Below are 15,765 nucleotides of genomic sequence, written 5' to 3' on the forward strand. Positions count from 1 at the left end.
TTTACTCATCTATTGTCTCCTCTGTCCGGTCCGTCACTTTTACCCTGAACAATAAACTGTACGTAACAGGCAATACAAAAATAGTCAACAAACTGGCCACCAGCAGCCCCCCCATGATACAAGCGGCCATCCCCCCGAACATGGCATCAAACAACAACGGCAACATACCCAGGATAGTCGTACCCGAAGCCATAGATACGGGAACGATTCTCGACTTTGTAGCCTCTATGATAGCCTCAAGGCGCGGAGTTCCTTTTGCTTCTTCAATACCAATCTGATCCACCAACACAATGGCATTCTTAATATTCATCCCTATCAGTCCCAATACTCCCAAAATAGCAAAGAAATCAAGCATCTTGCCCGTAACGGCCAGCCCAAAAACCACTCCGATAAATATCAACGGAACCATCAACAGAATAATGGTCGGTTTTCGGTAAGTCCTGAACAAAAACAACAACACAACAAACATCAGAATAAAAGTCAACGGTAAATTAGCAGCCATAGCACTGTTTGATTCTTCCTGAGTTTCATCTTCCCCGAATATTTTCATCCGATACCCCTGCGGCACAGCAACCTCATCCTGTACCATCCGTTTCATTTGCGAAAAAGCAGCCATTGTATTAGCCCCCCTCTTAGAATCACACTGAGCCATCATTACCTTCTCCCGGTTATAACGCTTGACTACATTGTAATTATAATTAAAAGCAAAACTGTCAACCACCTGAGCCAGAGGTACAGCATAGCCCGATTGGGAAAAAACAGGCAACGTCCGCATATTGTCAATATCAGAAGATGCTATATTGTCTTCTTTCAACAAAATCGGCATAAACAAATCTTTTTCCCGATAATCCCCGATAGGCAAACCGTTAGTGGCAATCTTCAAAGCATAAGCAACTGCCTGTCGGGTGATACCCAGACGCTGACCGCGTTCCTGAGAATAAACCGGTTCCCATATCGGTACCTTATTCCCCCAACTATTTTTTATATCGGTTACCATATCACATTTTCTCATCACAGCCATCGCTTTCTCCGTAAGCATTGTCAAAGTATCGATATTGTCCCCGATAAAACCAAACTCAATATTAGCTTCCACGGCCGGCGACAATTTAAACAGAGAAGAGCGAATCAATATATTGGGATAATTCTCCCGCACATATTCATTCAGACGGGATTCTACTGCAGCAGTATATTTTTTATCCTTCACCTCCACCAACAGATTCCCAAAGTTGGACTTCGGCCCGAAAGAAGTACTGGCCAGATAATAACGCAAAGGAGAACTACCATAAGTGCCTGAAACATTCACCACTTCTTCCTGCTGCATCAGAAAATCTTCAATCTGTCCCATATCCCGTTCCGTTTCACGAATACTGTATCCTTCCGGCAAAAAACAATCGGCCCGGAAATAGGGTTTATCCATATTCGGAAAGAAATTCTGCGGCAACGCCCCCATGACCACCAACGACAACATAAAAAGTCCGATCATGACTACCAAAGTCGTGACTTTGTAACGGATCAGGAAACGCAGCAAACGTCCGAATTTATGATAAAAAGGTTTATCGTATGGGTCTGCACAGGCTTCTCCGTTTCCTTGTTTCAGAATAAAATTCCCGAAAACAGTTGTCTGGGTCAATGCCAATACCCAGCTCAATAAAAGAGATACCGCCAAAACAATAAACAAGGGCTTGACCATTTCAGCCACAGACGACTGGGCCAGATACAACGGCAAAAACGAAAATACAGCTATCATAGTAGCTCCGAGCAATCCCCATTGCGGAACCGTTGCTCCGTCTATCAAGGCTTGCCTGCGCCGTACACCGCGCTGGATAGCCACCTGAGCATTATCCGTCACCACAATAGCATTGTCAACCAACATCCCCATGGCAATAATAAACGCAGCCAGGGAAGTCCGGTTCAGCCCCACCCCCATAAACTGCATAATCAATAATGTCCCGCCGATACAGAAAACCAAGGAACTGCCTATCAACAAGCCAGCCCGGACTCCCATCACCAACAGGATAATCAGGATAACGATAAACACCGATTCTATCAGATTCAGAATAAATCCATTGTTCGCCTCCCTCGCAATCTGGTCCTCCGGATAAAGGGTGACCATCTCAATACCCACAGGCATCTGTTCTTCAAGCCGTGCCAACTTCAGGCGCACCGCCTCGCCAGCCTTCACCACATCATAATCCGGAGCGGTAGAAACGCCTATCCCGATTGCTTTCTTCCCATTTACCCGAATCAGCGTACCGGGCGGTTCAAGATATCCTTTCTCTATCATGGCAATATCCCCCAACCGCACCTGCTGACCGGTCTCCGTTGAAATCAACTGGTTCTTTATATCGGTCAGATTCTTGTAAGTTCCCTCGGCTAAAATTTTTAACTGAATACTACCAGCTCTTTTTTCCCCGGTATTAATCAGAGAATTCTGCGCCTTTATGGTCTGCATCAGATTATTCAGATTGATACCTGAATTAGCCAGTTTTGACATGGATATAAAGACATTCACTACCTCAGTCTGCTCACCAAACAACGCAACCTTTTGCACCCCTTCTATGGTCACCAGTTCAGTCTTGAGGCGCTGTCCCCAATCCCTCAGGTCGCGGTAAGTAAAGCCTTCATCTGCCGTTAATGAAAAATAAATCCCGAAAACATCCCCGAAGTCATCCGATACCTTAATGGTAGAAGCTCCCTGAGGCAACTGGGATTGTACATTCAGCACCTTACGCCTTAACTCATCCCACATCTGGGGCATTTCTTCCGGAGGTGTAGCAGGGCTCAACTCTATATTAATCTTGGACATCCCATAATAAGAATCAGATTTTATCTTATAAACCCTGCGCATAGACTGGATTTCCCGTTCAATGGGTTCCGTAATCAGTTCTTCCACCTCTTTCGGAGAAGCTCCGGGATATTGTGTAATCAATACGGCGGTTTTTATTACAAAAGGCGAATCTTCTTTCTTCCCTAAAGATCCGAATGACAATACTCCTCCTATCAGCATCACTGCCAGGAAAAAATAAATCACTTTCGGATTATCCAATGAATATTTGGCTATATTCATGTGCTTATTTATTTTAATTTTTAACGACAGAAACTTTCTGACCTTCTGTGATATAATTCACACCAGCCACTACAATCACATCATCTGCTGACAAACCGGTATGAATCTGAACACGGTCTGTTCCAAACAATTGTTCCGTCACAACCTTCTGACGTCTGACCGTATTTTCCGTACCATTATACAACCATACCGAAGTTTCTCCTGTCTTCAAATCCTCAAAAACCGCACTCAACGGTACAGAGTATCCCTCCCCGGACAGATTGGCTATGCTCAACATCACTTTACAAGAAAACCCGGGATAAACCTGATATTTCTCCCGGTTAAAAGCACTGTCAGTAATAGCCAGACGAACAGGAATACCGCTTCCGTCCGGAGAAGCATCCACAAATTCCTTTACCTGAGCATGAAACCATTTTCCCTTGTAAGTATCAAACTCCACAGCTACCTGCATTTTTTCCCTTGTCAACCGTACATTTGTCTCCGGAAGAATAAAACTAACCTCCAACTTATCCGGATTCACTAATTTTATAATCGGTTCACCCGGCTGCACCTTTTGATAATTCTCCACATACTTTTCTTCCACAAACCCTTCGAAAGGAGCTTTTAATTTGGTATCTGTCAAGGTATTCTGGGAAGTTTCATAAGCAGATTTCGCTTTCACGTAATTGGCTTCGGCAATCTCATAATCCTGCTTTGAAATGGCTTGCATAGCCAAGAGCTTTTTATTACGCTCCATCTGGGATTTACTGGTTATATAAGCCGCCTTATTGGCTTCATACTGCAAATTATAATCCAAAGGGTCTACCACCGCCACCACTTCACCTTTTTTCACCTTCTGGCCGGCATCTACATTCATTTCAATAAGCGGTCCTGCAACCTTAAAGGCCAGTTTGCTATATTCTTCTGCTTCCACAATTCCCGTATACATCTTCTGCATAGCACCCAAGGCCTGAACTTTTATCACCCTTACCGGACGGATAATTTCCTGATAACCTGTTTTCTTTCCCCCGCAAGAAATCCCTAAGACCACACATAAACCTGAAAAAATAATTAATTTTAATTTCATGAGAGATTTATTAATTCTAACTTTATTTTATTCCCGTATACATTTACGCCTCCTTCTACAAAAGACAAGCCAAAAGAATAGTCATAAAGTTAAAAAACGTTTCTTTATCTAAAGAAAATCAATTCCGTCAAAATCATCTTGTGTTTTTACGGAATTTTAATCAAAAAGTTCAGAAAAAACAGGCATTTATCGGACGACGAAATACCCTGAAAATATCAAAACCTATTTTCTTCCCGGTGCCATTTTATTCTTACGTCTCCACGCAAAAATTCCTCCGGCTAATACAACGATAAACAAAGGAAGTAACAAATTAACCATCTCCCATTTCCGGCGCTCGGCCTTCAAAAGAGTTTTATTCAGAAGATATAAATCCAGATGCCGGCCCCGCAACTGCATCCACCCCTCGTCATCACACAACCAATTCACACAATTCAGGATAAAATCCCGGTTTCCGTACATCTGGCCGCTATACTCATCATACCCGAGAGGCAGAGCCGTCGCATTTTCTCTGACACCCCGCACTTTATTCCGGATAATATCTCCGTCGGCAATGAAAACCATCCGGTTATAATCACTCTCAGAACGGAAATCAACATCCACAATCCCCGGCCTATTGCGATATTGAAACAAAGAAGAGAAATTTCCCTCTACAGCAACAGCCACCGGAACAAACTGCCGGTTGAACTTTTCAGGCGACATTCTCTCTTCCGTAATCTGCAAAGTCACAGGACACGGAGTCTTCAACAAAGCAGCATACCGGGAAGTCGACAACAAAACCGTTTTTTTTAATTTCTCATTCCCTCCAACGGTATCTACGCTATTGGCATAATCCGCTCTCACCGGATGAACACCCGCCGTAACAGGATGACGCTGCTGCCAGGGCATCAGCAAAGGAGAATAGTACCAACTCCCGGGATGATACTCTGCCTGACCTTCATGCACTCCCGTCACCACCGGAATAAGTACGCAATTCCCATCCAAAACCAAATCCGGATTTATTCTCACCCCAAAGCGAAACAATAAATCCTCAATATTCAATGGACGATAGACCGCCGCAACACTCTCCTGAATCTTGAGCGCTTCTTCTTCCACCTCCACCTCATCTATACACCATAATACCCGCCCCCCATGCATCACAAACTGATCCACAATAAACTTATCCTTTTCCGAAAAATCTTTCACAGGACGGGCAATAATCAAAGCAGCATAACGATTCAGGTCAGCTGCCAGAGAATCAGCCTCAACAAAATCCACCCGATAATAATAGGACAATGTATTGGCAATATCCTTCACTTCCGGATAGGGCAACTCTCCATGTCCGCTCAGAAACGCCACGGATTTTACCTCCTTACGCATCAACAGGCGGATCGCACGGGTAAGCTCATATTCCAAAGCTTCTATGGAATGATTGATATTCTGCTCGGCACTTTGTCCCGGAACATTCTGCAGTAATTCCACACTAACCTCCGTCTGATGGTCGTACACCAATAAACCGGGAAAAATATATTGTTGGGAAAGAGTTTCATCCTCCGTACGACGATTCAGACTAACCGGCTGAATGCCCCGGTCAGCCAAATACTTTACCAGAGCTTTCTTCTCTTCTATATCCGAAATTTCAGCAGGATCTATGATATCATACCGGAAATTTCCACCGGAAATACGCCTGAATTCCTCCACCATCCGGGTCAAAGCATATTGAAGTTTCTGCATCCCGGGAGGAAGAGACCCCGCTAAAAAAATATCCAGATGAATGGGACGGTCAACTTTTTCCAGCAATTGCCGGGTATTCTCCGATAAAGTATAACGTTTATCATTCGTAATATCCATGCGCCAGTACATCCGGGTACAGCACAGATTCAACAACACAAAACCAACAACCGGCAAAAACCACTTTAAACGGGTTCCTTTAAATTTTTTGACCGTAAACCACAGGAACAGTCCTATCAAAGAAAGGAAATACACCCCATCACTCCAGGCAAGTACCCCCCGGGACATCGGCTCATAATGATACTCTATCCCCCAAAAGCAAATCGCATTCTGATAATCGGCAAACGCCGGAATCTCCCCGAAATAATCCAATCCAGCATAACATACAAAAGCGGCCACTAAGGCATAAAGGAAAGCCACCACCTGATTCTCCGTCAGAGCGGAAGCCCATACTCCGGCAGCCACATATACCCCCGACAAAAACAAAAGTCCAAAATAAGAACCGATGATTCCGCCCCAATCCACATGTCCGGCAGGGAAAGCCAGCATTCCCAGCGTAACCGGATAAACCAAAGTCGGCAAGATAGAAAAAATAACCAGCAGCAAGCCGGCAAAATATTTTGCCAGTACAATCTTCCAAACCGAAACCGGACGGGTCAAAAGTAAATCCAAAGTCCCGGTCCGCCGCTCTTCAGCAAACAACCGCATACAAAGCGCTGGCACCAGAAACAAATACAAAACAGGAGCCAAAGAGAAAAAAGGTTGCAAATCGGCCAATCCGCTATCCAATATGTTGTAATTGCCCGGAACAACCCATAAAAACAGGCCATTGGCTACTAAAAAGAAAATCAAAACAACATAACCGGACAAAGAAGCAAAAAAACTTTTTAATTCCTTTCTGATCAACTCTACCATATCTTATACCTCCACTTAAACCGATTATCCCTTCCACTATCCAAATCAATGAACAACCATACCCGAGCTTTTCAGCTTGATTTTTGTCAACACTTTTTTAGTATAAAGCGGAAAATCACTTTTCATCATCCAGTCGTAATACCCCTGCTGCTCTCTCAATACTTTTTCTACCGGAATTCCTTTGTTTTTCCCGAAATTAAATACCTCCACTCCTTTCTCATCGTAAATGATAAAACCTGCAAAGTCAACGTTTTTATTCTGGGCAGAAAATTCACTCAAAAACCCGATATTATTCTCCAGTTTGTCCCCGTATTTGTCCAGCTGAGCCTTCAATACCTCATAGGTTGCCATCGTATCGGCAGCCGCAGTATGGGCATCTTCCAGACATTTACCGCAATAAAAATGATAGGCTGCAGATAGGGTACGCTGCTCCATCTTATGAAAAATAGTCTGTACATCCACAAACTTCCGTTTGCTCATATCGAAATCTATACCAACACGCAAAAATTCCTCCGCCAGCAAAGGTATATCAAAACGATTCGAATTAAATCCCCCTAAATCACACCCTTCTATATAATGTGCCAATTCCTTCGCCAGATTTTTAAAACTGGGACAATCCTTTACATCCTCATCATAAATCCCATGCACCTGGGATGCCTCCTCAGGGATATGCATCTCAGGATTCACCCGGATGGTTTTTTGCTCCTCTTTTCCATTAGGAAACACTTTCAATACCGAAATTTCCACAATCCGGTCTTTGGCAATATTTACCCCTGTTGTCTCCAAATCAAAGAAAACAATGGGATTAGCTAAATTCAAATCCATAATAACACCATATATTTTAAGAGTCGTCTGGCCTCCCAAACGACTCCCTATTTTTATTCTTCCGACCAGGTATTAAACCATCATCGGCATCAATAACATCAATAAATCCTCATCCTTATCCTCATTTTCATAAGGCAGGAACAATCCCGGACGAGTCGGGTCTGACAACTCCAGAACCATATTTTCAGATTCTATATTGGAAAGGATTTCAAGGACAAATGCGGCGCGGAAGCCTATAGCCATACTTTCTCCTTCATACTGGCAGGAAAGGGTTTCATGCCCCGACATGGAATAATCCATATCCTGGGCAGAAATAATAATGCGATTATCAGAAACCTCAAATTTAACCAGATTGCTCACCTCACTGGCCATCACAGAAACCCGACGCAGAGAATTGTACAACTCCTTCTTTTCCATAATAACCTTTTTCGGGTTGTTCTGAGGAATAACGGCATTATAATTCGGGAAACGGCCCTCTACCAATGTTGAAGTCATTTTATAATTCCCAAATACGAAACAAGCCATCTTATCATTGAAAGACAGACGCAATTCCGAATCATCTTTCGGTAAAATATTTTTCAGCATCAATGCCGGTTTCTTGGGCAATACCAAAGTAAACTGACCGTTTTCACTCTTAGCGTCAAAACGTTTATAACGAACCAGCTTATGTGCGTCGGAAGCTACAAAAGTAAAATTATCCTCGTTCATCTCAATGAGAATACAATTCATCACCGGACGTAACTCATCGTTTGCTGTTGCGAAAATAGTCTTCACAATGCCTTCCAGCACCAATCCGCATTTCGTTGTCAATTCATTACTATTCTCACCCAATGCAGATTGAATAGGATAATCCTCGGCACTCTCACCAGGCACAGAGAATTCACCTTTTTCTGAAATAATCTTTACCTCATTCGTCTCTGTATTGATATCAAAAGTCAATGGCTGTTCCGGAAATTCTTTCAGAATATCCAACAAACGTTTGGCAGGAATGGTGATCCGGCCTTCTTCCTCCAGACTCTCCAGTTCTATTTTCGCTTCCATGGTCGTCTCTTTATCGGAAGCCGTAGCGTATAACATACCTTCTGTAGCTACCAACAAAATATTATCCAGGATAGGTTGCACGTTTTTTCCTCCGATCACCTTACTTACCGCCTGTAAACGAGTCAGCATCGTATTACTTGATATAACAAACTTCATAAGTTCAATATTTTATGTTTTTAATATACTTCAAGTGAAATGAACGCCTAAATTAGTATTTTTTCCCTTGATATAAAAATTTACCCCAAAAAGATTTTTCCCGAAAAAATAGAGGTATAATATTTCATATACCTCTACTTCAGATATCCGGAATACGTATCTGTTTTTACTCTCCCATAATTCCTTCCACTTCCTCAACCGTAATCGGAGTGCGTTTATCTCCCAGGAATCGGGAACCTCCGGGAATAATCAAAATATCATCTTCCAGACGAATACCTCCGAAATCCTTATATGTTTCAATTTTGCTGTAATTCAGGAACTCCTTGTGTAACCCCTGCGCTTTCCATTGATCAATCAAAGCCGGAATAAAATAACATCCGGGCTCATCGGTAATGACAAAACCTTCCTGCAAACGACGCCCCATACGCAAGGAGGAAGTTCCGAACTGGTCAATCGGACGGGTCTCCTCATCATAACCCACGTATATTTGTCCCAGATCTTCCATATCGTGCACATCCAGTCCCATCATATGTCCCAGACCATGAGGCATAAATAAAGCATGAGCCCCGGCAGCAACGGCCTCTTCCACATCCCCCTGCATCAATCCGACATCCTTCAATCCCTGGGCCAATACTTTGCATACTTCCAGATGAACATGCTGATAGGTCACACCCGGTTTGGCAATCTCAATGGCTTTATTATTAGAAGCCAACACAATATTATAAATCTCTTTCTGGCGTTCCGTAAATTTTCCGCCCACCGGAATAGTCCGTGTAAAATCAGAACAATAATTGGAGACCTCCTCGGCACCGGCATCCGTGAGCATCAAACGTCCTCTCTCCAATATCTGACTATGGTCATGATTATGAAGCGTTTCTCCATGTTGTGACAAAATCACCGGAAAAGATACCATGCTGCCGTAAGAAGCCGCAATCCCTTCCAGCACCCCTGCAATATACTGCTCTTTTACTCCCGGCTTACAATTCCGCATAGCAGCCGTATGCATTTCATATCCGACATTGCAGGCTTTTGTAATTTCGTCTATCTCACACGGTTCTTTAACAGAACGCAATGCCACAACAGCCCGGATTAATTCCAAAGAAGCATATTCTTTGACCAAAGAATGATGGATACCTATCAAATCTTCAATCAGCAATTTGTTGCGGAAACGGTAAGGAGGTAAAAAATGAATCTTCCGGCCCTGAGCAAGTGCTTCCCTTAAACAATCCCCCAATTTCACAAAAGGAGCCGTATTTTTCACCCCTACGCCGGCAGCCAGATCCTTCACACTGGGTTGAGGTCCCATCCAGATAATATCATCAATATCCACATCATTACCGAATATATACTCTTCACCGGAATCCAGATCAATTACCCCGGCAAAGTCAGGCAGATTCAGACCGAAAAAATAAAGGAAAGAACTATCCTGGCGAAACTTATAGGTATTGTCTTTATAATTGGCAGAAGCTTCCCCATTACCTAAAATCAACACCAGGCCATGCTCCATTTTCTCACACAAACGGGCACGTCTGTTTTTGTAAACACTTGTTTCAAACATATCTTTTAATTTTAAATATCATTCAAAAAGTGTCACAAGATAAGGAAAAAAAGCTAAAAAAACTCCGTCCATTAAAAATAATTCTGCTACACCCTACGCCAGGGATGTTTCCGAAACAAATAAACTGCACAAGGTATCAATATACCCACCGCGACTATCATCCAGGATGCATAAGCCATGGATATCTGACTTCCCGGAACAGACTCCATCGCAGTTCCAAAACTAAATATCCCTTCCCGGGCAAACCAAACATCCGTCATCCGCCACAACATGATGAAAGAAGCCAGGAAACTGACAATACCGATACTCCAGGCAACCCCCATGCCCAAAGGTTCGCGGAGATTCTTACACAAGGCCAATACTACAACAATGAGAAACATGATAAAAGTAAACCACCCGAAAGAAGAAATCCCCGACAAGGTTCCCGCCTGAGCAATCCTATACCAAGGTAAAAAAGTGGCAATCATGCCGGTGACAGCAAGTACAATCACAACCAATCTTTGTCTGTTCATAATTCTTGGATTTTAGTATTCTCATCTTAATACGCCTAAACAGCCCAAAAGTTCCTTCCCCATGAAGACCGGAATCTCCCAAAACCATTCCGCATCGGCAATTATTTAGAACAATTCTAAACTCATAAATTATCTTAGTCTTTTATTTGATAATCGGAAGAACAATCTGTAATTTTGAAACGCTTTTTAAAATAAAACGTTTTCGGAAACAGCGTTTTCAGAATGTGCATATAGACGATACATATATAAATAACTGAAGAACAAATATTTTACAATTATTTTAATCCATATTTATTATGAAACCAACTCATATTGAACACATCGGCATTGCTGTAAAAAGCCTTGACGAAGCTATTCCTTTTTATGAAAATATCTTGGGGCTGAAATGTTATGCCATCGAAGAAGTAAAGGACCAGAAAGTAAAAACCGCTTTCTTCCAGGTAGGCCAGACTAAGATTGAATTACTGGAATCTACAGATCCGGAAGGACCGATTGGTAAATTCGTTGAGAAAAACGGCGGCGGCATGCATCACATGGCATTCGCAGTAGAAGATGTAGCCCAGGCACTGAATGAAGCAGCCGAAGCAGGGTGCCAACTGATAGACAAAGCTCCGCGCGCCGGTGCAGAAGGTCTGCAGATTGGTTTCCTTCACCCGAAATCAACCAACCGTGTTTTAACGGAACTTTGCGGAAAAAAATAAATACAGCTCAGGATACTTTCAGAATTTTCAAATCTTCAAATTATAATTTATGGCCACAAACCAAGATAAAGTAAAGAAACTGATTGACCTACGGGTACAGGCTAAGTTAGGCGGCGGTGAAAAAAGAATCGAATCCCAGCATAAAAAAGGGAAACAAACTGCCCGCGAAAGAATCGAAATGTTGCTGGATGAAGGCAGCTTCGAAGAATTCGATATGTTCGTCACCCACCGCTGTACCAATTTCGGTATGGAAAAAACCAAATTTTTGGGTGATGGCGTAGTAACCGGTCAAGGAACAATTGACGGCCGTCTGGTTTTCGTATTTGCACAAGATTTCACCGTATTCGGAGGAGCCTTGTCCGAAACCTTAGCTCAAAAAATCTGTAAAGTAATGGACAAAGCCATGATTGCCGGTGCTCCGGTAATCGGTCTGAACGATTCGGGTGGTGCCCGTATTCAGGAAGGAGTCACCTCCTTGGCCGGATATGCCGAAATATTCGAACGTAACATTTTGGCATCAGGTGTGATCCCTCAGATTTCTGCTATTTTCGGTCCGTGTGCAGGAGGAGCTGTATACTCTCCGGCCCTCACCGACTTTATCCTGATGACCGATGATACTTCCTATATGTTTGTAACCGGACCCAAAGTGGTTAAAACAGTCACCGGAGAAGATATCAGTACGGAAGACCTGGGAGGTGCAAGTATCCACTCCACCAAATCAGGAGTTGCCCATTTCCGCGTGGAAAACGAAGAAGAAGGCATCATGATTATCCGTAAATTATTATCTTACCTGCCGTCCAACAATCTGGAAGACGCTCCGATTATCGACTGTACCGACCCGATTGACCGCCTGGAAGACAGCCTGAACACCTTAATTCCGGACAACCCCAACCAGCCTTACGACATGGTACAAGTTATTGAAGCCATTGTAGATAACGGCGAATTCCTGGAAGTACACCGCAACTTCGCTAAAAATATCATCGTCGGTTTCTGCCGCATGGGCGGTATGCCGGTAGGCGTCATTGCCAACCAGCCCAGCTTCCTGGCAGGTGTACTGGATATTCAGGCTTCCCGCAAAGCAGCCCGTTTTGTCCGCTTCTGCGATTGTTTCAATATTCCTATCCTGACGCTGGTCGATGTTCCGGGATTCTTACCGGGTAGCGGACAGGAATACGGCGGTATTATCATTCACGGTGCTAAATTGTTATTCGCTTACGGCGAAGCCACCGTTCCGAAAGTAACTGTCACCCTAAGAAAATCTTACGGAGGAGCACACGACGTGATGTCTTGTAAACAACTCCGAGGAGATGCCAACTATGCATGGCCAAGTGCTCAGATTGCCGTGATGGGAGCATCCGGAGCAATTGAGGTATTGTACGGAAAAGAAGTCGCTGCCATCGAAAATCCGGAAGAAAAAGCTAAATTCATACAGGAAAAAGTAGATGCCTATGATGACGCATTTGCCAACCCATATCAGGCTGCTTCTTACGGTTATATTGATGATGTGATTGAACCCCGGAATACACGTTTCCGCGTCATTCGCGCATTCGAAAGCCTGCGGACTAAAAAAGTGGTGAACCCACCGAAGAAACACAGTAATATACCTTTATAATCCAAAGCGAATATGACAAGTTTAATCCTGTTAGCTACAGACCTGGCAGCCGAAGCCGGAGGATATACCATCTCGGTTGTGAGTATCATGGTGGTTTTTGCTGCACTGGGTATTCTGGTTTGTATTTTTATGACCATTCCTAAACTTCTGACCTGGAACATAAAAAGCAAACTGAGAAAATCCGGAACTCCCGTTCCGGAAACTGCCCATGTCAATGTCGAAGGTGATGTGAATGCAGCAATAGCCATGGCTCTGCATTTGTATTTTAATGAACTGCATGATGAAGAAAGCAACATCATCACCATTAAAAATGCAACTAAGCAATATTCTCCGTGGAGTTCTAAAATTTACGGGGTGCAAAATCAGCCTGTAAAAAAGTAACAACAAGGACTTGCTATCCACAGTAATGTAGAAAATGAAGGCCAAACCGGCAGGCTAAAACCCGGAAAAGTCCTCATATAAAAGAAAAATACAATGAAAAAATACAAATTCAAAATAAACGGTCAATCCTACGAAGCTGAAGTAGGAGAATTTGACGGAACAAATGTAACGGTATCCGTGAACGGAACTCCTTACCAGATCGAAATACAAGGAGAAGAGAAAAAAACCAAAACTCCCGTATTGGCCCGTAAACCGGTAGTAAACAAACCCGGTGAAGGAGAAATCAAAAAATCCGAAGGAGGCAGCGGAAGCTATAAAATCAATTCCCCCCTACCCGGTACAATCAAAAAAATCAACATCACTGTAGGAGCTACAGTAAAAGCCGGTGAATGCGTCATCATTATGGAAGCCATGAAAATGGATAATAATGTTATGGCCGAAAAAGGCGGTGTGGTTCAAGCTGTTAAAGTAAAAGAAGGAGACGCAGTCCTCCAGGGAGATACATTAGTAGAAATAGCATAAAAACAGAAATATGAAGAAAGTGATTTTCATCGTGCTATCCTCCCTGCTGATTGCATTGTGCGGAAACTTCTGCCAGGCGTCAAACGGCCGTAGCATAGAAGAAGAGCTTGTTCACGGCAAATGGATGAACAAAGCGGAAGGCTACATCCCAAAAGCCATCCGTAAACAGGATCTCAAGCCGGAGCAAAAAGAACAAACCATAGCCCGTTACAAGGTATATTCCTTTTTTAAAGACCATACCTTTACAATGGATTCCATAAAGCAACGGTATACCGGAACCTGGGAATTAGAAGGCAACCAAGTCATCATGACTTATAAACGCAAAAAAATAACGGAATTTTCTCCCAATCTGGATCCCAACGCTTCAGGACAGGGCTACGTCACACATGACATTGTAGTAGAACTGGGTACCCGTACAGGAACCATAAACGGTGACAAACTGGAATTCGGACACCCTTCCCTGACTGCCATCCATTATTCGGATGCAGTGGCCGGAATAAAAAATTTCTGGGAATTTACAGGATTTGCCAACGCTACCCTGGGAAATCTTTTCATGATTCTGGTGGCCCTCTTTTTTATCTGGCTGGCCATTAAGTTTGATTATGAACCCATGCTATTGATACCTATCGGAATGGGTATCATCATCGGTAACATTCCTTTTTACATGGGTGAAGCCTTCAATTTAAAATTAGGTATATATGAACCGGGATCGGTATTGAATATCCTCTATTCCGGAGTGATTAACGGCTGGTATCCCCCCTTGATCTTCTTGGGTATCGGAGCCATGACCGACTTCTCTTCCCTGATCTCCAATCCCCGGTTGATGTTGCTGGGAGCTGCCGCTCAAATCGGTATCTTTATCACCTTCTTAGGAGCTTTATGGTTAGGATTCCCTGCACCGGAAGCCGGAGCCATCGGCATCATCGGAGGTGCTGACGGGCCTACAGCCATCTTCCTGTCCTCAAAATTAGCCAACGGAGTGAATATGATGGCTAATGGAGAATTGGTGAAAAACCTGATCGGACCGATTGCTATTGCAGCCTATTCCTACATGGCTTTGGTTCCGGTTATCCAGCCCCCCATCATTAACTTGCTGACGACAAAAAAAGAACGTCAGATAAAAATGCGGGCTCCGCGTGCTGTCAGCCGACTGGAAAAACAATTGTTCCCCATCATCGGATTGCTGCTGACTGCTTTTATTGCACCTTCAGCCCTGCCACTGCTGGGTATGTTATTCTTCGGTAACCTACTGAAAGAATCTACCGTAACCAACCGTTTGGCCAATACCGCCAGCAATGCTTTGATTGATACCATCACCATGCTGTTGGGTATTACCGTAGGAGCTTCCACTCAGGCAGATGTATTCTTAACGGAAACTTCCATCAAGATATTTGTTTTAGGTGCTTTCTCCTTTGTAATAGCAACTGCCAGCGGTGTATTGTTCGCTAAAATTATGAATTGGTTATCTCCTAAAAATAATCCGATCAACCCGATGATCGGAGCTGCCGGAGTATCTGCAGTGCCCGACAGCGCCCGCGTTGTGCAAAATCTCGGTCTGAAAAACGATCCGACCAATTACTTGCTGATGCATGCTATGGCCCCCAACGTATCGGGAGTTATCGGTTCCGCTGTTGCTGCCGGTACCTTATTAAGCTTTTTGATGTAAAAAGCTCCACAGGCCTATAAATAAAAAAAGTCCGAA

At 43.5% G+C, this 15,765-nt stretch carries 12 protein-coding genes; 5 read left to right on the plus strand and 7 right to left on the minus strand.

What is annotated here, in order from left to right:
* Position 1: 1 nt before the first annotated feature.
* The 7 genes from D1136_RS09585 to D1136_RS09615 form a co-directional block, all read right to left on the minus strand.
* Positions 2–3,067 carry an efflux RND transporter permease subunit gene (locus D1136_RS09585; RefSeq protein ID WP_161877421.1) on the minus strand — a complete coding sequence of 1,022 codons (3,066 nt, stop codon included), beginning with the start codon at positions 3,065–3,067 and terminating at the stop codon, positions 2–4.
* 13 nt (positions 3,068–3,080) lie between these two features.
* The gene (locus D1136_RS09590) at positions 3,081–4,133 is read right to left on the minus strand and encodes an efflux RND transporter periplasmic adaptor subunit (protein WP_161877422.1); all 1,053 of its coding nucleotides are present in this window, start codon (positions 4,131–4,133) and stop codon (positions 3,081–3,083) included.
* Between the two features lie 222 nt (positions 4,134–4,355).
* On the minus strand, positions 4,356–6,755 hold the full coding sequence (gene gldG / locus D1136_RS09595; RefSeq protein ID WP_161877423.1) for a gliding motility-associated ABC transporter substrate-binding protein GldG: 2,400 nt from the start codon (positions 6,753–6,755) through the stop codon (positions 4,356–4,358).
* A gap of 45 nt (positions 6,756–6,800) precedes the next feature.
* Positions 6,801–7,580: a 3'-5' exonuclease gene (locus D1136_RS09600; RefSeq protein WP_161877424.1), complete on the minus strand. Its 780-nt coding sequence runs from the start codon at positions 7,578–7,580 to the stop codon at positions 6,801–6,803.
* 72 nt (positions 7,581–7,652) lie between these two features.
* Positions 7,653–8,777, minus strand: coding sequence for a DNA polymerase III subunit beta (dnaN, locus tag D1136_RS09605; protein ID WP_161877425.1), 1,125 nt, complete (start codon positions 8,775–8,777; stop codon positions 7,653–7,655).
* 166 nt (positions 8,778–8,943) lie between these two features.
* On the minus strand, positions 8,944–10,335 hold the full coding sequence (locus D1136_RS09610; protein ID WP_161877426.1) for an aminopeptidase P family protein: 1,392 nt from the start codon (positions 10,333–10,335) through the stop codon (positions 8,944–8,946).
* An 86-nt stretch (positions 10,336–10,421) separates the two neighbouring features.
* Positions 10,422–10,847: a hypothetical protein gene (locus D1136_RS09615; RefSeq protein WP_161877427.1), complete on the minus strand. Its 426-nt coding sequence runs from the start codon at positions 10,845–10,847 to the stop codon at positions 10,422–10,424.
* A 296-nt stretch (positions 10,848–11,143) separates the two neighbouring features.
* On the opposite strand from D1136_RS09615, the gene mce reads away from it, so the two are divergent.
* The 5 genes from mce to D1136_RS09640 all read left to right on the plus strand — a co-directional run bounded on the left by mce (position 11,144) and on the right by D1136_RS09640 (position 15,729).
* Entirely contained in the window at positions 11,144–11,548 is a 405-nt protein-coding gene (gene mce, locus D1136_RS09620; RefSeq protein WP_161877428.1) for a methylmalonyl-CoA epimerase, read from the plus strand.
* Positions 11,549–11,597: 49 nt separating this feature from the next.
* Positions 11,598–13,160, plus strand: a complete 1,563-nt coding sequence (locus tag D1136_RS09625) for an acyl-CoA carboxylase subunit beta (protein ID WP_161877429.1) — start codon at positions 11,598–11,600, stop codon at positions 13,158–13,160.
* 12 nt (positions 13,161–13,172) lie between these two features.
* Positions 13,173–13,541, plus strand: a complete 369-nt coding sequence (locus tag D1136_RS09630; protein WP_161877430.1) for an OadG family protein — start codon at positions 13,173–13,175, stop codon at positions 13,539–13,541.
* A 93-nt stretch (positions 13,542–13,634) separates the two neighbouring features.
* On the plus strand, positions 13,635–14,063 hold the full coding sequence (locus D1136_RS09635; protein ID WP_161877431.1) for a biotin/lipoyl-containing protein: 429 nt from the start codon (positions 13,635–13,637) through the stop codon (positions 14,061–14,063).
* A 469-nt stretch (positions 14,064–14,532) separates the two neighbouring features.
* Positions 14,533–15,729 carry a sodium ion-translocating decarboxylase subunit beta gene (locus D1136_RS09640; RefSeq protein ID WP_370461330.1) on the plus strand — a complete coding sequence of 399 codons (1,197 nt, stop codon included), beginning with the start codon at positions 14,533–14,535 and terminating at the stop codon, positions 15,727–15,729.
* The last annotated feature ends 36 nt before the right edge of the window (positions 15,730–15,765 follow it).

The sequence above is a fragment of the Odoribacter sp. Z80 genome (genome assembly GCF_009935865.1).
Classification (GTDB): domain Bacteria; phylum Bacteroidota; class Bacteroidia; order Bacteroidales; family Marinifilaceae; genus Odoribacter.